The organism is Pseudomonas sp. S07E 245 (genome assembly GCF_019599025.1).
GTDB classification, from domain to species: Bacteria; Pseudomonadota; Gammaproteobacteria; order Pseudomonadales; family Pseudomonadaceae; genus Aquipseudomonas; species Aquipseudomonas shirazensis.
The window spans coordinates 3125579-3148027 of the sequence record NZ_CP080625.1; the positions used below are offsets into that span (position 1 = coordinate 3125579).

Here is a 22449-nt window from a genome sequence, read left to right on the forward strand (position 1 = left end):
TGAGTCACGAAAGGCTCTCCTGAAGATGTAGCCGCACAGCATACGACGTGCTCAGCGCTTGCGAAACAACTCCCGACTCACCAACGGTTTTGGCCCCAGGTGGACGGCCAGGGCCTGGCGCATCAGTCGCTTGGCTGCCAGCAATGCGCCAGGCGCTTCCCACTCGGCGTGGGCCAGTGCGAGCAGTTCATCGCCCCTGAACAACCCTGGCTGGAACAGCTCCACCCGCTCAAGCCCGGCGTCGACCTGCAGGCGGTACAGACCAGTGGCGGCGATAGGCTCGGCGTTGACGTCGTGATCCAGGGCAAAGGCGTAACCGAGCTGCTCCAGCAGGCGCCATTCAAAGGCCCGCAGCAACGGCTCCAATGGCCGGCCCTGGCCCAACGCCTGCAGGGTCAGGGCATAGTGCTCGAACAGCGCTGGGTATGGCGCCTCGGCCGGCAGCAGGCGCATCAGCAGTTCATTCAGGTACAAGCCGCTGAACAGTGCATCACCATTGAGCCAGGCGGCAATGCCGGCGCTGTCGAGGCGGTTGACGTTCTTCAGCTCGCCGCGTCCACGCAGCTCGACTTCCAACGGCACGAACGAGCGCACCAGGCTGCCACCCTTGCCCCGCGCCCGGCGCAGCACCGCACGCACGCGACCTTGCGGCGTGAAAAAGTCCACCAGCGCGCTGGTCTCGCGGTACGCACGGCTGTGCAGCACGTACGCCGGCTGACCTTGAGGTTGTTCCATGGGGAAGGCCCGGATGCAGAACGGCCCGGAACAATCCGGGCCGTTGGGGGTGTGTTACAGGTCGCCGTAGCCCAGCGAGCGCAGGGCGCGCTCATCATCGGACCAACCGCCTTTGACCTTGACCCAAAGGTTGAGCATGACCTTGGCGTCGAACAGCGTTTCCATGTCCTTGCGCGCGTCGGAGCCGATGCGCTTGATACGCTCGCCTTTGTCGCCAATGATGATCTTCTTCTGGCCATCACGCTCGACGAGGATCAGGGCATGGATGTGCAGCACATGGCCTTGCTGCTTGAACTCTTCGATCTCGACAGTGATCTGGTACGGCAGCTCGGCACCCAGTTGGCGCATGATCTTCTCGCGGACCAGTTCGGCGGCGAGGAAGCGGCTGCTGCGGTCGGTGATCTGGTCTTCCGGGAAGAAGTGATCGTTCTCCGGCAGCTGCTTGGCGATCAGTGCTTCCAGCGCTTCGAGGTTGTGCCCCTGCTGGGCGGAGATCGGCACGACTTCGGCGTTCGGCAGTTGCTCCTGCAGCCATTTCAGGTGCGGGATCAATTCGGCCTTCTCGTCCATCCGGTCGGTCTTGTTGACCGCGATGATCAGCGGACCGGTAACGTACTGGACACGCTCGAGCACCAGTTGGTCCTCGTCGGTCCAGCGGGTACGGTCAACCACGAAGATCACCACGTCGACGTCCTTGAGGGCGGCCGAAGCGGTGCGGTTCATGTAGCGGTTGAGCGCCTTGTCGTTGGCCTTGTGCATGCCTGGGGTATCGACGTAGATCGCCTGCACGTCACCCTCGGTCTTGATCCCGAGCATGTTGTGGCGGGTGGTCTGCGGCTTGCGCGAGGTGATCGCCAGCTTTTGCCCGAGGATATGGTTGAGCAAGGTCGACTTGCCCACGTTGGGGCGGCCGACGATGGCTACGTAGCCGCAACGGGTTGGGTTGTTCTCAGTCATTACCATTCTCCACGCCCAGGGCGATCAGTGCAGCGGCGGCGGCGACTTGCTCGGCAATACGCCGGCTTACGCCCTGGCCACGGCTCTTGTTGTTCAGCAGGACCACTTCGCACTCGACGAAGAAGGTCCGGCAATGAGGTTCGCCCTGGATATCGACCACTTCATAACGCGGCAAATCGCAACCACGCGACTGCAGAAACTCCTGCAGGCGGGTTTTCGGGTCTTTATTGGTGTCGACCAGTGTCAGGCTCTCGAACTCATCGGTCAGCCAGGCCAGAATGCGCTCGCGCGCGGTCTGCATGTCGGCATCCAGATAGATGGCGCCAATCAGCGCCTCGAGGGCATCGGCGAGGATCGATTCGCGGCGAAAACCACCGCTTTTCAGCTCACCCGAACCCAGTCGGAGGAATTCTCCCAAGTCGAATCCACGCGCCAGCCGCGCCAGAGTTTCACCCTTGACCAGGCGTGCGCGCAGGCGCGACAGCTGGCCTTCGCGGGCCTGCGGGAAGCGCTCGAACAGCGCCTCGCCGGCGACGAAATTGAGGATGGCGTCGCCAAGAAACTCCAGGCGCTCGTTATTGCGTCCGGCATAGCTGCGGTGGGTCAGGGCCAGCAACATCTGGTCCTGATCCTTGAAGGTATAGCCGAGCTTGCGCTCCAGGCGTGCAAGGGAAGCAGTCATGCGGCCACCCGTTTGTTGTTCAACGCGTTGTTCAAATCAACATCCTGAAAAGACGGTATGGCTGTGAATCGCTGCCAGTTGGTAGCGCCCCCGTGTTTCAAGACGCTCTCGACCTTGAGTACACAGCCTATGTCAGAAAAGCATTCGGCGCTGTCTGCAGACAGCGCCGATGGGTATCAATGGATCAGGCCGACCCGCGACAGGTTGGGCAGGTGGCTGAGCTTGGGCTCTGGCCAGCTCATCCAGACTGCAAACGCCTTGCCGACGATATTGCGGTCCGGAACCATGCCATGCAGTTCCTTGGGAATGTTTGGATCATCCCAGAAACGGCTGTCGTTGGAGTTGTCGCGGTTGTCACCCATCATGAAGTAATGGCCGGCGGGTACCGTCCATTGCTGGTCAGGCGGCATGCGGTAGCGGCTCATTTCCTTGCGGATCATGTGCTCGGCCGCGCCCAATTGCTCCTTGTACAGCTCAGCGCTGCCCAAGGTGCCTGGTTCGCTACCGACCAACTGCTCGGCGACCTGCTTGCCATTGACGAACAGGCGCTTGTCGCTGGTGTAGCCGATCTGGTCGCCCGGCAGGCCAACCACACGCTTGATGTAGTTGACGTTGGGGTCGCTCGGATAGCGGAACACCATCACGTCGCCCCGCTGCGGCTGACCAATCTCGATGACCTTCTTGTCGATCACCGGCAGGCGAATGCCGTAGGAGAACTTGTTCACCAGGATGAAGTCGCCCACTTCCAGCGTCGGTTTCATCGACCCGGAAGGAATCTGGAACGGCTCTACCAGGAACGAACGCAGCACCAGCACGATGAACAGCACCGGGAAGAACGACTTGCCGTACTCAACCAGCAACGGCTCCTTGTTCAGCTTCTCGACCACGGCCATTTCTGGCTGGCTGACGCTGCCCTGATAGGTGGCAATCGCCGCCCGCCGGCGCGGAGCCAGGAACAGCAGATCGATCAGAGCCAACAAGCCACAGACGGCAACGGCGATGACGAGCAACAGCGGGAAATTTAGCGACATAGGACCTAGCTATCCAACCTGAGCACGGCGAGGAAGGCTTCTTGTGGAATTTCCACGTTACCGACCTGTTTCATGCGTTTCTTACCGGCTTTCTGCTTTTCGAGCAGTTTGCGTTTACGGCTGACGTCGCCGCCATAACACTTGGCCAGTACGTTCTTTCTGAGCGCCTTGACAGTGGTCCGGGCGACGATCTGCCCGCCGATGGCGGCCTGGATCGCGACGTCGAACATCTGCCGAGGAATCAGTTCTTTCATTTTCTCGGTCAGCGCGCGCCCTTTGTAGTGGGCGTTGTCGCGGTGCACGATCAGCGCCAGCGCATCAACCTTGTCGCCGTTGATCAACACGTCCAGCTTGACCAGGTTGGCCGACTGGTAACGATCGAAATGGTAGTCCAGCGACGCGTAACCGCGGCTGGTCGACTTCAAACGGTCGAAGAAGTCCAGTACCACCTCGTTCATTGGCAGATCGTAGCTTACCTGGACCTGAGTACCGAGGAACTGCATGTCACGCTGAACACCGCGCTTCTCGATGCACAGGGTAATGACGTTACCCAGGTGTTCTTGCGGCACCAGGATATTGGCGCGCACGATTGGCTCACGGAAGTCTTCGACTGCTGATACATCCGGCAGTTTCGACGGGTTGTCGACGTGAATGGTTTCACCGGTCTTGAGCTTGATCTCGAAGATCACGCTCGGCGCCGTGGTGATCAGGTCCAGGTCATATTCGCGCTCGAGGCGCTCCTGGATGATCTCCATGTGCAGCATGCCGAGGAAGCCACAACGGAAGCCAAAGCCCAGTGCATCCGAGCTTTCAGGCGCGTACTGCAGCGACGAGTCGTTCAGGGTCAGCTTTTGCAGCGCATCGCGGAAGTCTTCGAAATCATCGGAAGACACCGGAAACAGGCCAGCGTAGACCTGTGGCTGAATACGTTTGAAGCCTGGCAGCACTTCCACCTCGGGGGTGGAGCTCAAGGTCAGGGTGTCGCCGACCGGCGCGCCGAGAATTTCCTTGATGCTGGCAATGATGAAGCCCACTTCGCCTGCTTTGAGATCGGCGGTCTGGGTGTGCTTTGGCGTGAACACGCCGACGCTGTCGACCAGGTGAACCTTGCCGGTCGACTTGACCAGAATCTTGTCGCCCTTTTTCACGCGGCCGTGGCGCACGCGAACCAGGGACACGACGCCCAGGTAGTTGTCGAACCAGGAGTCGATGATCAGCGCTTGCAGTGGTGCATCGATGTCACCGGTTGGCGCCGGGATCTGCTGCACAAGGCGCTCGAGCACCTCGTCCACGCCCATGCCGCTCTTGGCGCTGCAGGCTACGGCGTCGGCCGCGTCGATACCGATGATCTTCTCGATTTCGTCCTTGACGCGGTCAGGATCGGCCTGGGGCAGGTCCATCTTGTTCAGTACCGGCATGACCTCAAGGCCCTGCTCGATAGCGGTGTAGCAGTTGGCCACGGACTGGGCTTCGACACCCTGGCCAGCATCGACCACCAACAACGCGCCTTCACAGGCGGCCAGCGACCGGCTGACTTCATAGGTGAAGTCTACGTGGCCGGGAGTGTCGATGAAGTTCAGCTGGTAGGTCTTGCCGTCCTGCGCCTTGTAATGCAGCGTGACGCTATGGGCTTTGATGGTGATGCCGCGCTCGCGCTCCAGATCCATCGAATCGAGCACCTGGGCTTCCATTTCGCGCGCCGAGAGGCCACCGCACATCTGAATGAAACGGTCGGCCAGCGTCGACTTGCCGTGGTCGATGTGGGCGATGATGGAGAAATTGCGGATATGACTCAAATCACTCACGGGTCACTACTCGAAATGGCTGCGAGCCGGACGCCCGCCGAAAAATAGCCGGGAATTGTACCTTAAGCCGCAGCCTTGTGGGAGATTCCTGATCGGCTGCAATCCCGCGTGGCTTGGCAGGCCGCCATGAAATTTTCATCCGTTTACAAAAAAGGGCAGCCGAAGCTGCCCTGTATTGCGCTGCCGCTATGCTTATTCAGCCAGCTTGAAGGTGATGAAGCTGGCGCGCCCTTGGCGCAGCACTCGCATCGACACCGAGCGATTCTTCGGCAGGTCCTTGGCGATCTCGGTGAACTCTTTGGCCGAGCCAATGGCCTGGTTGTTGAGGTGGCTGATGACGTCACCCGGACGCAGACCGATCAACGCCGCCGGACCATCCAGCACTTCCTTGATGACCACGCCCCCCTTGAGTTCGAGGGCTTTTTTCTGCTCGGCGGTCAGGTCCGAAACCGCTACACCGAGGCGGTTGCTGCTGCGCTCGGCACTGCCCTGGCCAGGTGTGGTGATATCGGCATCTTCATCAGGCAAAGCGCCGACAGTGACGTCGAGGTTCTGCCGCTTGCCGTTGCGGATGATCTCAAGCTTGGCCTTGGCGCCATCCTTGAGGCTGCCGACCAGGTGCGGCAGGTCGGCCGACATGACGATCGGCTGGCCATTCATGCTGAGGATGACATCACCGACCTGCAAACCGCCCTTGGCCGCTGGACCGTCTTCCAGCACCTGAGCTACCAGGGCGCCGGCAGGCTTGTCCAGACCGAACGACTCGGCCAGGTCCTTGTTGACCTCCTGGATCACCACACCCAACCAACCGCGATTGACCTTGCCGTCTTTCTTGAGCTGATTGGAGACATCCAGCGCCACGTCGATCGGGATCGCGAACGACAGGCCCATGAAGCCGCCAGAGCGGGTGAAGATCTGCGAGTTGATGCCGACCACTTCGCCTTTCATGTTGAACAGCGGGCCGCCGGAGTTACCCGGGTTGATCGCCACGTCGGTCTGGATGAACGGCACGTAGGTGTCGTTGGGCAGGGTCCGGCCTTTGGCGCTGACGATGCCTTTGGTTACCGAGTGATCAAAGCCGAACGGCGAGCCGATAGCCAGTACCCATTCGCCGACTTTGAGTTTCTCCGAATCGCCCAGCTTGACGATCGGCAGATCCTTGCCTTCAACCTTGAGCAAAGCGACGTCGGTGCGCGGGTCGGTGCCGACCAGCTTGGCCTGCAGCTCGCTGCGGTCGGACAGGCGCACGATGATCTCGTCAGCGTCGGCGACCACATGGTTGTTGGTCAGCACATAACCATCGCTGGAAATGATGAAGCCCGAACCCAGCGATTGCGCTTCCCGCTGGCGGTCGCCGCGCGGCGAACGCGGCTGTTGTGGCATGTTGCGCTCGAAGAATTCACGGAACATCGGCGGCAGGCCTTCAAGATCAGGCATCTGCCCGGCAGCAATGCGCCGATCAGGCAGCTTCTGCTTGGTACTGATGTTCACCACCGCCGGCGAAGCCTGCTCGACCAGCGTAGTGAAGTCCGGCAGTGCTTCTTCAGCCTGGGCCGTCAGCACCTGGCCGAGCATCAGCACGGCGGCGAACATGGAGAGATAGGGTTTCAAGCGTGGTATTGACATACGGCTCCCGTCACAACGAGCGTAAATTGCATTAAGACCCCTGCAGATGCAGGAAAGGCCAGACCCCGAGGACTCTGACCTATAGAAAATTTACGAAGGGATTGCAAATGACATTGCGTTAATTTCATTTCAGCCGATTACGTGAAGGGCTGCAAACGCAGGCGCGCCGCTACTGGCTGGCCTGGGCATCCTGAGCACGCATGGACAATGCAACGCGCTCGGCAGTACCCAACGGGATCTCGCCAACCACCGTGACGATGACCTTACCCTTGGGAGTATTGAGGTAGCGCGAGACAGCCACGGTCGGACCAAGCTGCACGCGGGTATCGTTACCTGAATCATCCTTGACCGGCTCCAGAAATACCGAAAAACGAGTCAGCCCATCGTCATACATCAGACTGCTGACAGTGGTCTTGCGCGAAACATCACTGCGTACCGAGCTGTTGACCAACTCGAAACCGGGCGGCAACCAATCGGAGCGCCAACCACCTACTGCCGGCAACGGCGAAGCTGCAACTGCATGCTCTACAGGCTTGCACGCATCACTTGGGCGCATCGCTTGCTCGGTTGGCGGTGTGGTATCCAGACGAGTCATCTGGAAACGCTCCAGCAATTGACCCTTGTCGTTGAGCATCAACGAGCGCAGGGGCAATGCGGTCTGGCGGTCCAGATGCAATTCGAAGGCGTAGCGATGCTGGTCACGGGGGGTCAGGGTGATAATCACCGCATCGCGCCCGGCAACCCGCGACTTGCCGGCAACGCTCAAGTCGTACCAACTCATCAGTTTGAGGGGGTCCAGCACCCGCGGGGCAGAGCTGGGCGGCGTCGAGACGCCACTCACCAGATCGCCACTGACGCACTGCACCTGACCGTCCACGCGGACGATCTCCTGAGCCGTACCATCGAGCTGCAACAGCCGCTCGCTGACCGATCCATTGGCAACGCGGTGCCAGATGTCGTGGGAAGAGAAGCTGCCGTTGCGTTCGTAAACGAACGAACCCTGGTAGCTCTGGGATTGCTCAGCTCGTGCCAGCTTGTTCAGCCACTCATTCGCCTGAGGCGAAGAGTTGGCTGCCAACGCTGGCACCATCATGCAACTGCCTACCAGCAGTGACAGAAGAGGTAGCGCGCGCATGATGCTCCTTAACTAGCGGTTTTCCAGGCTAGCGGCGCGGGCGTATGGCAGTGCGGTTTCAGTGCCCTTGAGCGCTGATTCCTGAGCGTGCTGCTTCAAGTAGCCCGGCAGACGCTTGTCCCAGCCTTCCTGGCTCTGCAAGACACCATTGGCCATCGGCCCGGTGGTCTGCTCGCTGCTCTCGCTGTAGCCAGCCAGAACTGCCGGACCTTGCGTTTGCGGCATGGTCAGACCTTGCTGAGCAGGCTGTTGCGCAGCCAGTTCGCTACCGGTGATTTCGTCCTGGTTATACAGACGCACGCCGGCCAGTACTGCAACGGTTACCGAGGCAGCTACGGCCAAACGGCCGATGCTACGCCAAGGGCCTTGCTTGACCTTGGCTGGCACAGCCTCATCGGCCAGTGCAGCAGAGACCGCCGCAGCGATGTCCAGCTTGGGCAGCAGCAGTTCCTTGTGCATGGCTGCACGGGCAACCTGGTAACGCGACCAGGTAGCACGGGTGTCGGCGTCATCAGTGGCGCTCAAAACACGACGCAGCTCCAATTCATCCGCTTCGTTGTCCATTACGGCGGACAGCGATTCCTGCAAAGCTTCACGACTCATGGCGGTTCCTCTCTTGGCTGTAGCCGCTGTCTCAGGATTCCTGCAGCAACGGCTGCAAGGCTTTATCAATGGCCTCCCGAGCGCGGAAAATCCTTGAGCGCACGGTCCCCACCGGACATTGCATGACGCTCGCAATGTCTTCATAACTCAGACCATCAAATTCGCGCAAAGTTAGTGCCGTGCGCAGATCTTCTGGCAGTTGCTGGATGGTCCGATGGACGGTACCTTCGATCTCATCCCGCAACAACGAGCGTTCTGGGGACTCGAGATCCTTGAGACCATGATCGCCGTCATAGAACTCCGCATCCTCGGAGCTCACATCACTGTCGGGTGGCCTTCTACCGCGGGACACCAGATAGTTTTTCGCCGTGTTGATGGCGATGCGGTACAGCCAGGTATAAAACGCGCTGTCACCGCGGAAATTGCCTAGCGCTCGGTAGGCCTTGATGAAGGCTTCCTGCGCCACATCCTGGGCTTCATGGGTGTCGTGTACAAAGCGCACGATCAACCCGAGAATCTTGTGCTGATACTTCAGCACCAACAGATCGAACGCTCGCCTGTCGCCGCGCTGCACGCGCTCGACAAGCTGCTGATCCTCTTCCTGGGTTAGCATGAATACTCCTCAGTGAACTTGAAGGAGCATTGCAACAGCCACCGTTCAGGCTTGCAAACATAGACTCGGGCTTTGCGCAAAAGTTCTCCCCTCCAAGCAAGTTTCCTGCGGCCTCTGGTCGGCTCGCACGAAAAAGACGCAGTACGGTCACGGCCGGCCGCGTCATTGATCTGGTCTTGATTTACGCAGGTATCAGCCCATTTCGAGCTACTGCCCTGCGTCGCCTTGGCATTCGTGGCGTATGGGCAGCCTTCATAGGATTTCCAGCCAGACTGGAAAGTTCCCGGAAGATCGCCGTTGCGTGACAAGCGCCATTGGAAATCAGGCACCCGGGGCTGCTATAAAGGCATCCCGGCAACGTTTTCACGATAGTTTCACAATGCCATCTGCGCATCGCTATTGTGCCGTTCCCCTCCCCTAGATTACTAGTGCCCCGACATGAGCAAACAATTCCAATACGATGTCCTGGTGATCGGCAGTGGGGCCGCAGGCCTCAGCCTGGCACTCAACCTTCCGGATCACCTGCGCATCGCTGTGCTGAGCAAGGGTGACCTGGCCAATGGCTCGACCTTTTGGGCCCAGGGCGGCGTTGCCGCCGTGCTTGACGACACCGACACTGTGCAGTCGCATGTCGAGGACACCCTCAATGCCGGCGGCGGACTGTGCTCGGAAGAAGCGGTGCGGTTTACCGTTGAGCATAGTCGCGAAGCGATTGAGTGGCTGATCGAACAAGGCGTGCCATTTACTCGCGACGAGCACCCACCGGGTGATGACCGCAGCTTCGAATTTCACCTGACCCGCGAAGGCGGCCACAGCCACCGGCGCATCATCCATGCGGCCGACGCTACCGGTGCGGCGATCTTTACCACCCTGCTGCAGCGCGCCCGGCAACGGTCCAACATCACCCTGCTGGAGCAGCGCGTCGCCGTCGACCTGATCACCGAGCGCCGCCTTGGCCTGGACGGCGAGCGCTGCCTCGGCGCCTACGTACTGAACCGCAACAGCGGCGAGGTGGATACCTTCGGCGCACGCTTCACCGTGCTGGCAACCGGCGGTGCAGCCAAGGTCTACCTCTATACCAGCAACCCCGACGGCGCCTGCGGCGATGGCATTGCCATGGCCTGGCGCGCGGGCTGCCGGGTCGCCAACCTTGAATTCAACCAGTTTCACCCGACCTGCCTGTACCACCCGCAGGCCAAGAGCTTCCTGGTCACCGAGGCCCTGCGCGGCGAGGGCGCCCTGCTCCGCCTGCCCAATGGCGAGCGCTTCATGCCGCGCTTCGACCCGCGCGAAGAACTGGCACCACGGGATATCGTTGCACGCGCCATCGACCACGAAATGAAGCGCCTGGGGGTGGACTGCGTCTACCTGGACATCACCCACAAGCCAGCCGAGTTCATCAAAAGCCACTTCCCGACCGTGTACGAGCGCTGTCTGACCTTCGGCATCGACATCACGCGCCAGCCGATTCCGGTGGTCCCGGCTGCGCACTACACCTGCGGCGGGGTGATGGTCGACGATCGCGGTCACACCGACGTGCCCGGCTTGTATGCCATTGGCGAGACCAGCTTCACCGGCTTGCACGGCGCCAACCGGATGGCCAGCAACTCGCTGCTGGAGTGCTTTGTTTATGGCCGCTCGGCGGCTGCCGACATCGAAGCGAGCCTGGACCGGGTCGAAATGCCGCAGGCTCTGCCTTGCTGGGATGCCAGCCAGGTTACCGATTCGGACGAAGACGTGATCATTGCGCACAACTGGGACGAACTGCGGCGCTTCATGTGGGACTACGTCGGGATCGTGCGCACCAGCAAGCGCCTGCAACGGGCTGAACACCGTGTACGCCTGCTGCTGGATGAGATCGACGAGTTCTACAGCAACTACAAGGTCAGCCGGGATTTGATTGAGCTGCGCAATCTGGCCCAGGTAGCCGAATTGATGATTCGCTCGGCGATGCAGCGCAAGGAAAGCCGCGGCCTGCACTACACCCTGGACTATCCGGCGATGCTGCCCGAAGCGCGCGATACCATTCTCAGCCCGCTCTGAGCGGGCTCAAGAAGGCTGCGCCCAGCGCCTGCGACTGAACTTCAAGCGCAGGCGCAGGCGCCGGTGTTGCTCCAGCGCCAGCGCGTCTGGACAAACGCACTGACTTTCGCTGAAGCGCCTGCCCGCTCGCACAAAACGCAATACCACCAGCCCCGGCAGAGCCATGCTGTCCGGCAGCAGGCGCACCGCCTGCCAGCCCTGGCTGCGGCTGTACAGCTGCCAGCCTTGGCTGTCGCGGCGCAGGCCGGTGATGGCGTCAGGATGAGTAAGCAGGATGCGCCGGGGAATGACCCAGCAGGCGTGGCTAAGGCAGCCCGCGGCGAGTGGCAGCAGCCACCAGCGCGGCTCGCTCAGCCAAAGCGCCAGCAATGCCAGCGCCAGACTCGCCAGATAGGCCGTCAGCAGCCGGCGTGAGCCCTGCCAGCGGCACTGGAACTGCTCACTTGGGCTGGACACGGTCCAGAATGATCCGAACCATGCGCTGCAGCTCAGGGTCTTCAGACTCGCTGCGCTCCATGAACCAGCCGAACATGTCCTGGTCTTCACAAGCCAGCAAGCGCACGTAAAGCTCGCGGTCCGCTTCGTTCAGGGTGGCGTAGACTTCCTGGGTGAAGGGCACCAGCAGCACGTCGAGCTCCAGCATGCCGCGGCGGCTGTGCCAGAAAAGCCGGTTGATTTCAGTTTGTTCGACCATGGGACCCTCCTCGAATGGGCGGCGAGTATACCGCGCCGGGCACACGGCGGCACAAGGCGTTGGTCTAGTCACCTACCTATTTTGTTACCAGCGTTCTATGATGGCTACCAGTCTCAAGCAACCGCGATGACCCATGGCCGACTCTGCTTTCTATTGCTCCCTTGCCCACGAGGGCATCCTCGCCGTTCGCGGCTCCGACGCTGGCAAGTTTCTGCAAGGCCAGCTGACCTGTAATCTCAACTACCTAAGCCAGGAGCAATCGAGCCTGGGCGCGCGCTGCATGGTCAAAGGCCGTATGCAGTCGAGCTTCCGTATCGTGCCCGAGGGCAACGGCTTGCTGCTGGCGATGGCCCGCGGCCTGATCGATGCACAGCTGGCCGACCTGAAAAAATACGCGGTATTTTCCAAGGCCACGCTGACCGACGAAAGCGCCAGCTGGGTCCGCTTTGGGCTGGAGCACGCTGAGCAGGCCTTGCTCGCACTTGGCCTGGATGTGCCCGCTGAAGATGGCGCAACGGTCCGTGAACATGGCCTGATCGCTATCCGCGTTTCGCCCGGCCGCGTCGAACTGTGGGTCCCGGCTGAACAGGCGCGCAACGTGCAGCAGGAACTCGCTGGTACGCTCAGCGAAGGCAGCCTCAACGATTGGCTACTGGGGCAGATCCGCGCTGGCATTGGCCAGGTTTTCGAGCAGACCCGTGAACTGTTCATTCCGCAGATGATCAATCTGCAGGCGGTGGGCGGCGTGAGTTTCAAGAAAGGCTGTTATACCGGCCAGGAAATCGTCGCGCGCATGCAGTACCTGGGCAAGCTCAAACGCCGTCAGTACCGGCTGGCTCTGGCCGTTGCCGATGCACCTGCGCCCGGCAGCCAGATCTTTTCGCCCACCCACGGTTCTGCGGTTGGCGAAGTCGTGCTGGCAGCTGCCTGTGAACAAGGCTGCGAACTGCTCGCAGTGATCAGCGCCGACGCGGTAGAAGATGACAACCTGCACCTGCTCAGCCTCGAAGGCCCACGCCTGACCTTGCTGAGCCTGCCTTACGAACTGGACCGCGACCGGGAAATCCAGCGCTGACCAGCCTGCCCCGCACCGTGCGGGGCTGCCACACTGCGGTAGAGAATCTCCATGAACAGACTGGCCGAGATGGTCCAGGCGCAATTACTCACTGCCATCGCCAATGACGACCTGGTCCTGCCGACCCTGCCGGAAGTGGCACTGAGCATCCGCGAGGCTGCTGAAAACAGCGAGATCAGCGTTTCGGCCCTGAGCAGGGTGATCGGCCGCGATGCCGCGCTATCTGCGCGCTTGATCAAAGTGGTCAACAGCCCCCTGTTGCGCGCCGCCGTCGAAGTCACCGATCTGCACACGGCGATTACCCGGCTGGGCATCAACTACAGCTGCAACCTGTCGATCGGGCTGGTAATCGAGCAGATCTTCCATGCCCGCTCGCCTGCGGTGGAGCAAAAGTTGCGCGATATCTGGGCCACCAGCCTGGAAGTTGCCGGCATCAGCTATGAGCTGTGTCGCCGCTACACTGACCTAAAGCCCGATCAGGCGACCCTCGGTGGCCTTGTTCATCAGATCGGCGCGCTGCCGGTGCTGATCTATGCCGAAGAGCACAACGAGTTGCTGTCCGACCCGGTCTGCCTGAACTATGTGATCGAGCAGATCCAGCCGGTCCTGGGTGACAAGATCCTCAGTGACTGGGAGTTCCCCGAGCAACTGGTCAAGCTGCCTGGGCTAATCCAGGATCTGGATCGGCGCACCGACAAGGTCGATTACATCGACGTGGTGCAAATCGCCCGCTGCCTGAGCCAGCGCGGCCGCAGCCGGCCCCTGGCGGCACTGCCCGCCTATCGGCACCTCGGCCTGCCGCAGGGCACGGAACTGGAAGTAGCAGAGCTGCTCGAAGCGCGAAGCATGTTGCGCTGAGGGCTAGTGGCCGGGAAAGGGCTAAAGGTTCACGCGATCCAAGCCCTGGTCAGCAATAAAGCTGACCCTGACCTTCAAGCCTCCATTTTCGCCGTCATGCAAACTGATCTGGGCCAGATGGGCCCGACAGATTTCCCCGACAATCGCCAACCCCAGCCCACTGCCTTGAGCACTACGCCGGTAAAAGCGCTCGAACACCCGCTCACGCTCAGCTTCAGGAATGCCCGGGCCATCATCTTCGACCTCGAGCACCGCCGGCGCCAACACACGCAAGATCACATTGCCGCCAACCGGCGTGTGCGCCAGCGCGTTATCGATCAGGTTGCTGAGCAGCTCGTTGAGCAAAGTCGGCTCGCCCTTGAGCCAGACCGGCGACTCAGCTTCCAGCGCCAACAACACACCACGGGCATGCGCCAACGGCGCCATGGCCATCCCCAACTCCCGGCTCAGCTGGCTCAGATCAAGCCGCTGCGCCCCGCCCTCGGCAATCGCCCGCGCGCCGTTTTCAACGCGCGCCAACGACAGCAACTGGTTGGCCAAATGGGTCAGCCGGTCAGTACCTTGTGCAGCCGACTCAAGGGTCTGCCGCCACTCCTGCGGGTCCTGCGAGCGCAGGCCCAACTCGACCCGCGCCTTGAGCGCTGCCAGCGGCGTACGCAGTTCATGCGCGGCATCGGCAATAAACTGCGCCTGGCGCTCGAACTGTGCGCGCAGCCGCTCGGTAAAGTGATTGAGCGCACGCACCAATGGCCCCAGCTCATGCTGCACCTGCACTGTTGGCAAGGCGCGCAGGTCGTCCGGCTGGCGCTCCTCTACCGCACTGCGCAAGCGCTCGAGCGGGCGCAGCGCTGCACTGACCGCAAACCAGACCATGACCAGCGCCGCCAGCGCCAGCATCCCCAGCCGCAACAGGGTATCGGCCATCAGCCCACGGGCCATGCTCACCCGCGCCTCTTCGGTTTCAGCCACGCGAATCTCGGCCATGCCGTTCATGTTTGGCTCGCTGACCGCCTTGAGCAGGCTGACCACACGTACATCCTGGCCAAGGTAGGAGGCATTGTAGAAACGCGCCAAGGCCGGATAGTCGTCAGTGCGAGGCGTGCCGGGCGGTGGTGGTGGCAGCTTTTCGTACCCCGAGATCAAGCGCTGGTTGATGTCCAACACCTGGTAGTAAATGCGGCCGGCACTGTCGTAGGCGAAGGTGTCCAGCGCCACATAGGGCACATCGGCACTCAGTGTGCCGTCGCGCTGGGACAAGCCCGCAGCAATGGTCCGCGCCGACGCCAGCAGCGTACGGTCATAGGCAGTGTCGGCGGCTTCGCGGCCGTTCCAGTAGGCGCTCAGGCCGCTGGCCAGCATCAGTACCACCAGCAGCAGCGCAAGATTGCCCAGCAGCCGCCCGCGCAGGCTGGCGCCATCACGCATCACGGTGCTCCAGCAGGTAGCCAAGACCGCGGAAGGTGACGATGGCAACCGCATGGCCGTCGAGTTTCTTGCGCAGCCGGTGCACGTAGATTTCGATGGCATCAGGGCTGGCTTCTTCGTCGAGGCCAAACACCTGCGCCGCCAGTTGCTCCTTGCTCATCACTCGTCCGGGCCGGGCAATCATTGCCTGCAGCACACTTTGCTCGCGCGAGGTCAGGGTCAGGTGCTCGTCACCCAGGCTGAAACGGCGGGTGTCGAGGTCGTAGACCAGCGGACCACAGCGCTGCTGGCGTTCGCCACCAAGCACACTGCGCCGCAGCAGGGCCTTGACCCGCGCCTCCAGCTCAGTCAACTCGAACGGCTTGGCCAGGTAATCGTCGGCGCCCAGGTTGAGCCCGTGCACACGATCCTTGACGTCACTGCGGGCAGTCAGCATCAGCACCGGCAAGGTCTTGCCGCGGCCGCGCAGCCGCGCCAGCACTTCAAAACCGTCCATCCGCGGCAGGCCGACATCGAGCACCGCCACCGCGTATTCCTCGCTGGTCAGCGCCAAGTCAGCGGCGATGCCGTCGTGTAGCACGTCCACAGTCAGGCCCTGACTCTTGAGCGCCTGAGCCACGCTTTCGGCCAGTTGCAGGTGGTCTTCAACCAGCAGCACTCGCATCGGTTTCTCCCTTCGGTGAAGTGGGGGCGCGTTAGTTGGCGCGGAGTGTACCGCCGTCGGCACACCTGTGAAGCCCCAATATGACAAACCTTTCATGTTGAAAGGTTAGCGAAAGGTTGGCCGCCTAGCATCGGATCAAGAATGCCCCGAGCGTTCATAAGCACCAGCAAGGTGCAGACCAATAAAAACAATAAACGGAGTCACTCGACGATGCTGTCATCACAGCCGCAGGCGTTCGCGCCTACCCGTTCCATTCGTCCACGCCCCACTGCCATTGCCAGCGCCCTTGCGCTCGCCGGTATCGCGCCTGTCAGCCAGGCGGCCTTCTTCGAAGACAGCAGCGCCACCTTCGAAACCCGCAACATGTACTTCAACCGTGATTTCCGTGACGGCACCAGCAGCCAGCAGTCCAAACGTGACGAGTGGGCGCAGGGCTTCATGCTCAATTTCGAATCCGGGTACACCGAAGGCACTGTCGGCTTTGGCCTGGACGCACTGGGCATGGTCGGGATCAAGCTCGACTCCAGCGAAGACCGCACCGGCACCGGGCTGTTGCCGACCCATGATGACGGCAAGGCTGCCGACGAGTACTCCAAGCTCGGTCTGACCGGCAAGGTGAAGATTTCCAAGACCGAGCTCAAAGTGGGTTCGCTGATCCCTGAACTGCCGACCCTGCAGCCCAACGATGGGCGGATTCTGCCGCAGACCTTCGAGGGTGGCTTGCTGACCTCCAACGAAATCAGCAACCTGACCGTTACCGCCGGACGTCTGGAAAAAGCCAAGGACCGCAACGACACCAACTGGGAAGACATCGCCCTCAACAACAAGAACGGCCGTTTCGGCGGAACCTTCGCCGCCGACAACTATGACCTGGCCGGCCTTGACTACAAATTCACCGACCGCATCACCGGCAGCTATCACGTTGCCCAACTTGACGACATCTACCGTCAGCACTTCGTTGGCATGGTCGCGACCCAACCGTGGGGCCCGGGCACCTTTGGCGCCGACCTGCGCCTGGCGATAAGTGACGATCAGGGCCAGGCCCGCGCCGGCAAGATCGACAACACCACCGCCAACGGCATGCTCAGCTACGCCCTCGATGGCCACAAGCTCAGCGGCGCCTATCAGCACGTCTCGGGCGACAGCGCCTTCCCCTACGTCGATGGCGCCGACCCGTACCTGGTCAACTTCGTCCAGATCAACGACTTTGCCGGTGCCGACGAGCACTCCTGGCAGCTGCGTTACGACTACAACTTCGCCTCTCTGGGCATTCCCGGCCTGACCTTCATGACCCGCTACCTCAGTGGCGACAACGTCAGCCGCGCCGATGGCAGCGAGGGCAAGGAGTGGGAACGCAACACCGAGTTCAAATACGTAGTACAAACCGGGCCGTTGAAAAACGTCGCGGTGCGTCTGCGTAACGCCACCTTCCGCTCGAATTTTGCCCGCGACGCCGACGAAGTGCGGCTGCTGGTGAGCTACAGCGTGGCCCTGTGGTAACCCATAACAACAATATTTACGGAGATAGACGATGACCTTTTCCCTGCGCCGCCTCGTCCTCGCTACCGGTTGCCTGCTGTTGGCCGGTCAAGCCCTGGCTGCTGAACCGAAACGCCCTGAATGTATCGCTCCAGCATCGCCCGGCGGCGGCTTCGACCTGACCTGCAAGCTGGTGCAAAGCGCCCTGGTCAACGAGAAGATTCTCAGTAAACCGATGCGCGTCACCTACATGCCTGGCGGCGTTGGTGCGGTTGCCTACAACGCTGTGGTTGCCCAGCGCCCGGGCGATGCCGGCACCCTGGTGGCCTGGTCCAGTGGCTCGCTGCTGAACCTGGCCCAAGGCAAGTTCGGCCGTTTCGATGAAAACGCAGTGAAGTGGCTGGCGGCCGTGGGCACCAGCTATGGCGCGATCGCGGTGAACAAGGATTCGCCTTACAAAAACCTGGCTGACCTGGTTGCTGCGCTGAAAAAAGACCCGAGCAAAGTGGTGATCGGCTCCGGCGGCACCGTCGGCAGCCAGGACTGGATGCAGACCGCGCTGATCGCCAAGGCCGCCGGGATCAACCCGCGTGACCTGCGCTACGTCGCCCTGGAAGGCGGCGGCGAAATCGCCACTGCACTGCTCGGCGGGCACATTCAGGTCGGCTCCACCGATATCTCCGACTCCATGCCGCACATCCAGAGCGGCAACATGCGCATCCTTGCCGTATTCGCCGAGAACCGTCTCGATGAGCCGGAAATGAAGGACATCCCAACTGCCAAGGAACAGGGCTACGACATCGTCTGGCCAGTGGTACGTGGCTTCTACCTCGGGCCAAAAGTCAGCGACGAAGACTACGCCTGGTGGAAAGCCGCGTTCGACAAGCTGCTGACCTCCGAGGAGTTCGCCAAGCTGCGTGACCAGCGCGAGCTGTTCCCGTTCGCCCTGACCGGGCCGGAGCTGGACGCCTACGTCAAGAAACAGGTTGCCGACTACAAGACCCTGGCCCGGGAATTCGGCCTGATTCAGTAACAACGTACTGCTGCAGCACCTGTTGAAGCAGGTCAGCCCGCGCAAGCGTCGGTGTCATCACCAACGCCTGCGCGGGTAGAACCGCTCGCGCAATAAACTGCAGCAAGGCAGCCCTCTCGAGGATTTCCCCATGATCCTGCAACGCATTTTTGCCCTGATCCTGCTGGCGGTGTGCGCCGTCCTGGCAGTGATGGCCTGGCCTTACCAGGCCGCGTTTTCCTACGAACCGGTGGGCCCGCGCGCCTTCCCGTTGTTGATGCTTGGCCTGATGGGCCTGGCGTTGCTGTACCTGGCGATTCGGCCGACGCCGATCGTGCATAAAGAGGACGAGCCGCCGCTGGATCGCCCGACCCTGATCAAGATTGCGATCTGCACCGGTCTGTTGATCCTGTTCGCCGCCACCTTCGAAAGCCTGGGCTTCATCGTCAGTGCGGTATTGATCGGCGTGCCGATGGCGCGCCTGTATGGCGGCCGCTGGCTGCACAGCGCAGTGGTGGTGGTGGCGATGAGCGTGCTGCTGTACTGGCTGTTCGATCGCGTGATGGACGTACCCCTGCCCCTTGGCCTGCTTGACGTGCTGGAGAACTGACAGATGGATACTTTAGGCTATCTCAGCCAGGGCTTCGGCGTCGCCTTGAGCCCGTACAACCTGGTTACCGCCCTGTGCGGCACCCTGATCGGCACCGTGGTCGGCCTGCTGCCGGGCCTGGGCCCGATCAACGGCGTGGCGTTGCTGATCCCGATCGCCTTTGCCCTCGGCCTGCCGCCTGAATCTGCCTTGATTCTGCTGGCCGCGGTGTATCTGGGTTGTGAATACGGCGGCCGGATCAGCTCGATCCTGCTCAACATCCCGGGCGAAGCCTCGACCGTGATGACCACCCTCGACGGTTACCCAATGGCTCGCCAGGGTCTGGCTGGGGTCGCGCTGTCGCTGTCGGCGTGGAGCTCGTTCATCGGTGCCTTCATCGCCACCTGCGGCATGGTCCTGTTCGCGCCGTTGCTGGCGAAGTGGGCGATTGCCTTCGGACCCGCTGAATACTTCGTGCTGATGGTGTTCGCCATTGTCTGCCTGGGCGGTATGGCCGGCGACAAGCCACTGAAGACATTTATCGCGGCGTTGATCGGTCTGTTCCTGTCGGCAGTCGGTATCGATGCCAACAGCGGCGTTTACCGCTTCACCGGCGACAGCGTGCACATGGCCGACGGCATTCAGTTCGTGGTGCTGGTGCTGGGCCTGTTCTCGATCAGCGAGATCCTCCTGCTGCTGGAGAAAACCCATCATGGCCACCAGGCGGTAAAAGCCACCGGGCGCATGCTGTTCAACTTCAAGGAAGCGGCTTCGGTATTCGCGGTGAACATCCGTTGCGGCCTGCTCGGCTTCATCATGGGTGTACTGCCCGGCGCCGGTGCCACCCTGGCCAGCGCGGTTGCCTACATGACCGAGAAGAAAATCGCTGGCACCAGCGGCAAGTTCGGCAAGGGCGATGCACGTGGCCTGGCAGCACCGGAAACCGCCATCGGCGCTTCCTGCTGTGGCGCACTGGTGCCAATGCTGACCCTCGGCGTACCCGGTTCGGGCACCACTGCGGTAATGATCGGTGCACTGACCCTGTACAACATCACCCCTGGGCCGATGCTGTTCGAACAGCAACCCGACATCGTCTGGGGTCTGATCGCCTCGTTGTTCATCGCCAACATCATGCTGGTGATCCTCAACATCCCGATGATCCGCATCTTCACCCGCATCCTCGCCGTGCCGAACTGGGCGCTGGTGCCGGTAATCGCCATCATCACCGCGATCGGCGTGTACGCTGTGCATGCGACCACCTTTGACCTGTTCCTGATGGTCGGTATCGGCATCATGGGTTACATCCTGCGCAAGCTGGACTTCCCGCTGTCGCCGATCCTGCTCGGGTTCATCCTCGGCGGGCTGATGGAGCAGAACCTGCGCCGCGCCTTGTCCATCTCCAACGGTGAGCTGGGCATTCTCTACTCGAGCCCGATCAGCATGAGCGTATGGGGCCTGACCATCTGCATGATGTGCCTGCCGCTGCTGCGCAGCTGGCGCCGCCGCAGCCTGCAACGTCGGGCTGTTGCGGATGCCTGATCGATCGTTGCCGCTGTTCTGGGCAACCGGGCTGGTCGGCCTTGTTGGCGGATTTCTCGCCAGCAAGGTCGGCTGGCCTTTGCCGTGGATGGTCGGCTCGTTGCTGGCGATCATCCTGGTGCGTTGCCTGACCCCCTGGCAGTTGCCGGAAATCCCCAACGGACGTAAATGCGGCCAGTGGATCATCGGCGTCGGTATCGGCCTGCACTTCACCCCGGCGATCCTCGAACAAGTGTCCGGGCATTTCGGCTTGATTCTGTTTGGTGCGCTGTTCACCACCGCTTCCAGTGTCATCAGTGTATGGCTGCTACGGCGCAGCGGTGAGGATCGCGCGACCGCCTTTTTCGCCAGTATGCCGGGCGGTTCCGGCGAAATGGTCAACCTCGGCGCACGCAATGGCGCGGTGCTCAGCCAGGTCGCCGCGGCGCAGAGTCTGCGTGTGCTGGCGGTGGTGCTGTGCGTGCCGGCACTGTTCAAGTTGCTGCTCGGTGATGGCGTGCCGGTCAGCCATGCCAGCAGTGTCAGCTGGGGCTGGCTGGCGGTGATCACGCCGATGGCGGTGTTGGTAGGTTATGGCTGGCAGCGCTTGCGCCAACCCAACCCATGGTTGTTCGGGCCATTGCTGGTGGCGGCAACGGTAAGCCTGGCGGCTGATTTGCAGATCACCCTGCCGGAGGGCGCCAGCCAGATGGGCCAGTGGTTGATCGGCAGTGGCCTCGCCTGTCACTTCAACCGGGCATTCTTCCGCCGCGCGCCGTCGTTTCTCGGCCGCACCTTGCTGGCTACCGCCTTGAGCATGGTGATTGCAGCGCTTGCGGCGTGGGGTTTGAGCAACCTGAGCCAGCTGGACTTGCGTTCACTGACGTTGGGCATGATGCCTGGGGGGATCGCCGAGATGAGCCTTACGGCGGAGACCCTGCAGTTGTCGGTGCCGTTGGTGACAGCGATGCAGGTAATGCGCTTGTTGTTTGTGCTGTTTCTGGCAGAGCCATTGTTTCGGCTGTGGAATGCGCGGGATCAAAACCAGTAAGGGGGCGCAGCACACGCCCCCAACCAAGGCCCCTCAACAGAGTCACTGAGGCAGCGCCCACTCCACAGGTTTCATGCCGTGCTGCTGCAGGAAGCGGTTGGCATGGCTGAAATGCCCGCAGCCGATAAAGCCCCGGTAGGCCGACAACGGCGACGGATGCACCGACTTGAGCACCAGGTGCTTGGTGCCGTCGATCAACTTCTGCTTGCTCTGGGCATGTGCGCCCCACAGCAGAAAGACCACATTCGATTGCCGCTCGCTGACCAGCTGGATGATCCGGTCAGTGAACGACTCCCAGCCTTTCTTGGCATGCGATGCGGCATTGCCCCGCTGCACGGTCATGGTCGTGTTGAGCAGCAGCACGCCCTGCTCTGCCCAGCTCTGCAGATAGCCATGGACAGGAATCGGCAGGTTCAGGTCACGCTGCAATTCTTTATAGATATTCACCAGCGATGGCGGTGTCGGAACGCCCGGCTGTACCGAGAAGCACAGGCCATGCGCCTGACCTGGCCCGTGGTAGGGGTCCTGGCCGAGGATGACCACTTTGACCTGGTCCAGCGGCGTGCTGTTAAGGGCGTTGAAGATCAGCGGGCCAGGTGGATAAATCTCTTTGCCGGCGGCGTACTCCTGGCGCAGGAACTCGCGCAGCTGCTGCATGTAGGGCTGTTCGAACTCGGCGCGCAGCGCCTCCTTCCAGCTGGGCTCAAGCTTGATGCGGTCGTCGTCGGTCATCGGTGTGGTCCTGAAACTGAGGGGCGCGACACTAGGAAAGCTGCCCGAGCTTGTCAATCGATCCGACCGACGACCGGCAGCCTGCGGCAGAGCCGACCATACTGAGCCGATGACCTGTGCGA

At 61.6% G+C, this 22449-nt stretch carries 22 protein-coding genes; 8 read left to right on the plus strand and 14 right to left on the minus strand.

What is annotated here, in order from left to right:
• Nucleotides 1-51: 51 nt before the first annotated feature.
• From recO to rpoE, 9 genes are all read right to left on the minus strand, one after another.
• Complete coding sequence (gene recO / locus K3F44_RS14385; RefSeq protein WP_101321881.1) at nucleotides 52-735, minus strand: DNA repair protein RecO; 684 nt, start codon at nucleotides 733-735, stop codon at nucleotides 52-54.
• A 54-nt stretch (nucleotides 736-789) separates the two neighbouring features.
• On the minus strand, nucleotides 790-1692 hold the full coding sequence (gene era / locus K3F44_RS14390; RefSeq protein WP_101321882.1) for a GTPase Era: 903 nt from the start codon (nucleotides 1690-1692) through the stop codon (nucleotides 790-792).
• Entirely contained in the window at nucleotides 1685-2374 is a 690-nt protein-coding gene (gene rnc, locus K3F44_RS14395; protein ID WP_101321883.1) for a ribonuclease III, read from the minus strand. The genes era and rnc overlap by 8 nt, the downstream gene beginning before the upstream one ends.
• A gap of 176 nt (nucleotides 2375-2550) precedes the next feature.
• Nucleotides 2551-3405 (minus strand): signal peptidase I, encoded by an 855-nt coding sequence (gene lepB, locus K3F44_RS14400; protein WP_101321884.1) that lies wholly within the window; start codon nucleotides 3403-3405, stop codon nucleotides 2551-2553.
• Nucleotides 3406-3410: 5 nt separating this feature from the next.
• Entirely contained in the window at nucleotides 3411-5210 is a 1800-nt protein-coding gene (gene lepA / locus K3F44_RS14405; protein WP_103438390.1) for a translation elongation factor 4, read from the minus strand.
• A 192-nt stretch (nucleotides 5211-5402) separates the two neighbouring features.
• On the minus strand, nucleotides 5403-6803 hold the full coding sequence (locus K3F44_RS14410; protein WP_371918946.1) for a DegQ family serine endoprotease: 1401 nt from the start codon (nucleotides 6801-6803) through the stop codon (nucleotides 5403-5405).
• 202 nt (nucleotides 6804-7005) lie between these two features.
• Nucleotides 7006-7971 carry a MucB/RseB C-terminal domain-containing protein gene (locus K3F44_RS14415; RefSeq protein WP_101321887.1) on the minus strand — a complete coding sequence of 322 codons (966 nt, stop codon included), beginning with the start codon at nucleotides 7969-7971 and terminating at the stop codon, nucleotides 7006-7008.
• A gap of 12 nt (nucleotides 7972-7983) precedes the next feature.
• The gene (locus K3F44_RS14420; protein ID WP_101321888.1) at nucleotides 7984-8574 is read right to left on the minus strand and encodes an RseA family anti-sigma factor; all 591 of its coding nucleotides are present in this window, start codon (nucleotides 8572-8574) and stop codon (nucleotides 7984-7986) included.
• A gap of 31 nt (nucleotides 8575-8605) precedes the next feature.
• Complete coding sequence (gene rpoE, locus K3F44_RS14425) at nucleotides 8606-9187, minus strand: RNA polymerase sigma factor RpoE (protein ID WP_011535354.1); 582 nt, start codon at nucleotides 9185-9187, stop codon at nucleotides 8606-8608.
• A 438-nt stretch (nucleotides 9188-9625) separates the two neighbouring features.
• Here rpoE and nadB point away from each other — a divergent pair, with 438 nt between their 5' ends.
• A complete protein-coding gene (gene nadB, locus K3F44_RS14430) occupies nucleotides 9626-11230 on the plus strand; it encodes an L-aspartate oxidase (RefSeq protein ID WP_220632468.1) in 1605 nt (534 codons plus the stop codon).
• A gap of 6 nt (nucleotides 11231-11236) precedes the next feature.
• Here nadB and K3F44_RS14435 read toward each other — a convergent pair whose 3' ends face one another.
• The gene (locus K3F44_RS14435; protein ID WP_220632469.1) at nucleotides 11237-11686 is read right to left on the minus strand and encodes a protein YgfX; all 450 of its coding nucleotides are present in this window, start codon (nucleotides 11684-11686) and stop codon (nucleotides 11237-11239) included.
• Entirely contained in the window at nucleotides 11670-11924 is a 255-nt protein-coding gene (locus tag K3F44_RS14440; protein ID WP_101321895.1) for a succinate dehydrogenase assembly factor 2, read from the minus strand. Before K3F44_RS14440 ends, K3F44_RS14435 begins: the two co-directional genes overlap by 17 nt.
• A gap of 133 nt (nucleotides 11925-12057) precedes the next feature.
• Here K3F44_RS14440 and K3F44_RS14445 point away from each other — a divergent pair, with 133 nt between their 5' ends.
• Together K3F44_RS14445 and K3F44_RS14450 are read left to right on the plus strand one after the other, a co-directional pair.
• Nucleotides 12058-12999 carry a folate-binding protein YgfZ gene (locus K3F44_RS14445; RefSeq protein WP_220632470.1) on the plus strand — a complete coding sequence of 314 codons (942 nt, stop codon included), beginning with the start codon at nucleotides 12058-12060 and terminating at the stop codon, nucleotides 12997-12999.
• 51 nt (nucleotides 13000-13050) lie between these two features.
• Nucleotides 13051-13857: an HDOD domain-containing protein gene (locus tag K3F44_RS14450; protein ID WP_220632471.1), complete on the plus strand. Its 807-nt coding sequence runs from the start codon at nucleotides 13051-13053 to the stop codon at nucleotides 13855-13857.
• A gap of 21 nt (nucleotides 13858-13878) precedes the next feature.
• On the opposite strand, the gene K3F44_RS14455 is transcribed toward K3F44_RS14450, so the two are convergent.
• Together K3F44_RS14455 and K3F44_RS14460 are read right to left on the minus strand one after the other, a co-directional pair.
• On the minus strand, nucleotides 13879-15282 hold the full coding sequence (locus K3F44_RS14455; RefSeq protein ID WP_188036584.1) for a sensor histidine kinase: 1404 nt from the start codon (nucleotides 15280-15282) through the stop codon (nucleotides 13879-13881).
• On the minus strand, nucleotides 15275-15946 hold the full coding sequence (locus K3F44_RS14460; RefSeq protein WP_101321899.1) for a response regulator: 672 nt from the start codon (nucleotides 15944-15946) through the stop codon (nucleotides 15275-15277). Before K3F44_RS14460 ends, K3F44_RS14455 begins: the two co-directional genes overlap by 8 nt.
• 210 nt (nucleotides 15947-16156) lie before the next feature.
• Between K3F44_RS14460 and K3F44_RS14465 the strand changes: the two genes are divergently transcribed.
• From K3F44_RS14465 to K3F44_RS14485, 5 genes are all read left to right on the plus strand, one after another.
• Complete coding sequence (locus K3F44_RS14465; RefSeq protein WP_101321900.1) at nucleotides 16157-17446, plus strand: OprD family porin; 1290 nt, start codon at nucleotides 16157-16159, stop codon at nucleotides 17444-17446.
• A 31-nt stretch (nucleotides 17447-17477) separates the two neighbouring features.
• Entirely contained in the window at nucleotides 17478-18458 is a 981-nt protein-coding gene (locus K3F44_RS14470) for a tripartite tricarboxylate transporter substrate binding protein (RefSeq protein WP_150570590.1), read from the plus strand.
• Between the two features lie 130 nt (nucleotides 18459-18588).
• Nucleotides 18589-19047: a tripartite tricarboxylate transporter TctB family protein gene (locus K3F44_RS14475; RefSeq protein ID WP_101321902.1), complete on the plus strand. Its 459-nt coding sequence runs from the start codon at nucleotides 18589-18591 to the stop codon at nucleotides 19045-19047.
• 3 nt (nucleotides 19048-19050) lie between these two features.
• Nucleotides 19051-20565, plus strand: a complete 1515-nt coding sequence (locus K3F44_RS14480) for a tripartite tricarboxylate transporter permease (protein WP_101321903.1) — start codon at nucleotides 19051-19053, stop codon at nucleotides 20563-20565.
• Nucleotides 20558-21595 (plus strand): AbrB family transcriptional regulator, encoded by a 1038-nt coding sequence (locus K3F44_RS14485; protein ID WP_220632472.1) that lies wholly within the window; start codon nucleotides 20558-20560, stop codon nucleotides 21593-21595. The genes K3F44_RS14480 and K3F44_RS14485 overlap by 8 nt, the downstream gene beginning before the upstream one ends.
• A gap of 42 nt (nucleotides 21596-21637) precedes the next feature.
• Here the strand turns inward: K3F44_RS14485 and ung are convergent, their stop codons facing one another.
• A complete protein-coding gene (gene ung / locus K3F44_RS14490; RefSeq protein ID WP_220632473.1) occupies nucleotides 21638-22327 on the minus strand; it encodes a uracil-DNA glycosylase in 690 nt (229 codons plus the stop codon).
• Between the last annotated feature and the right edge of the window lie 122 nt (nucleotides 22328-22449).

Bases quoted from the DNA above. Each gene is read 5' to 3' on its own strand.
- K3F44_RS14460 (WP_101321899.1), bottom strand. From the start codon at position 15,946: ATGCGAGTGCTGCTGGTTGAAGACCACCTGCAACTGGCCGAAAGCGTG.
- K3F44_RS14410 (WP_371918946.1), bottom strand. From the start codon at position 6,803: ATGTTCGCCGCCGTGCTGATGCTCGGCCAGGTGCTGACGGCCCAGGCT.
- K3F44_RS14445 (WP_220632470.1), top strand. From the start codon at position 12,058: ATGGCCGACTCTGCTTTCTATTGCTCCCTTGCCCACGAGGGCATCCTC.
- K3F44_RS14485 (WP_220632472.1), top strand. From the start codon at position 20,558: ATGCCTGATCGATCGTTGCCGCTGTTCTGGGCAACCGGGCTGGTCGGC.
- rpoE (WP_011535354.1), bottom strand. From the start codon at position 9,187: ATGCTAACCCAGGAAGAGGATCAGCAGCTTGTCGAGCGCGTGCAGCGC.
- K3F44_RS14475 (WP_101321902.1), top strand. From the start codon at position 18,589: ATGATCCTGCAACGCATTTTTGCCCTGATCCTGCTGGCGGTGTGCGCC.
- ung (WP_220632473.1), bottom strand. From the start codon at position 22,327: ATGACCGACGACGACCGCATCAAGCTTGAGCCCAGCTGGAAGGAGGCG.
- K3F44_RS14465 (WP_101321900.1), top strand. From the start codon at position 16,157: ATGCTGTCATCACAGCCGCAGGCGTTCGCGCCTACCCGTTCCATTCGT.
- era (WP_101321882.1), bottom strand. From the start codon at position 1,692: ATGACTGAGAACAACCCAACCCGTTGCGGCTACGTAGCCATCGTCGGC.
- nadB (WP_220632468.1), top strand. From the start codon at position 9,626: ATGAGCAAACAATTCCAATACGATGTCCTGGTGATCGGCAGTGGGGCC.
- K3F44_RS14415 (WP_101321887.1), bottom strand. From the start codon at position 7,971: ATGCGCGCGCTACCTCTTCTGTCACTGCTGGTAGGCAGTTGCATGATG.
- K3F44_RS14470 (WP_150570590.1), top strand. From the start codon at position 17,478: ATGACCTTTTCCCTGCGCCGCCTCGTCCTCGCTACCGGTTGCCTGCTG.
- K3F44_RS14420 (WP_101321888.1), bottom strand. From the start codon at position 8,574: ATGAGTCGTGAAGCTTTGCAGGAATCGCTGTCCGCCGTAATGGACAAC.
- K3F44_RS14455 (WP_188036584.1), bottom strand. From the start codon at position 15,282: ATGCGTGATGGCGCCAGCCTGCGCGGGCGGCTGCTGGGCAATCTTGCG.
- rnc (WP_101321883.1), bottom strand. From the start codon at position 2,374: ATGACTGCTTCCCTTGCACGCCTGGAGCGCAAGCTCGGCTATACCTTC.
- K3F44_RS14480 (WP_101321903.1), top strand. From the start codon at position 19,051: ATGGATACTTTAGGCTATCTCAGCCAGGGCTTCGGCGTCGCCTTGAGC.
- K3F44_RS14440 (WP_101321895.1), bottom strand. From the start codon at position 11,924: ATGGTCGAACAAACTGAAATCAACCGGCTTTTCTGGCACAGCCGCCGC.
- lepB (WP_101321884.1), bottom strand. From the start codon at position 3,405: ATGTCGCTAAATTTCCCGCTGTTGCTCGTCATCGCCGTTGCCGTCTGT.
- recO (WP_101321881.1), bottom strand. From the start codon at position 735: ATGGAACAACCTCAAGGTCAGCCGGCGTACGTGCTGCACAGCCGTGCG.
- K3F44_RS14450 (WP_220632471.1), top strand. From the start codon at position 13,051: ATGAACAGACTGGCCGAGATGGTCCAGGCGCAATTACTCACTGCCATC.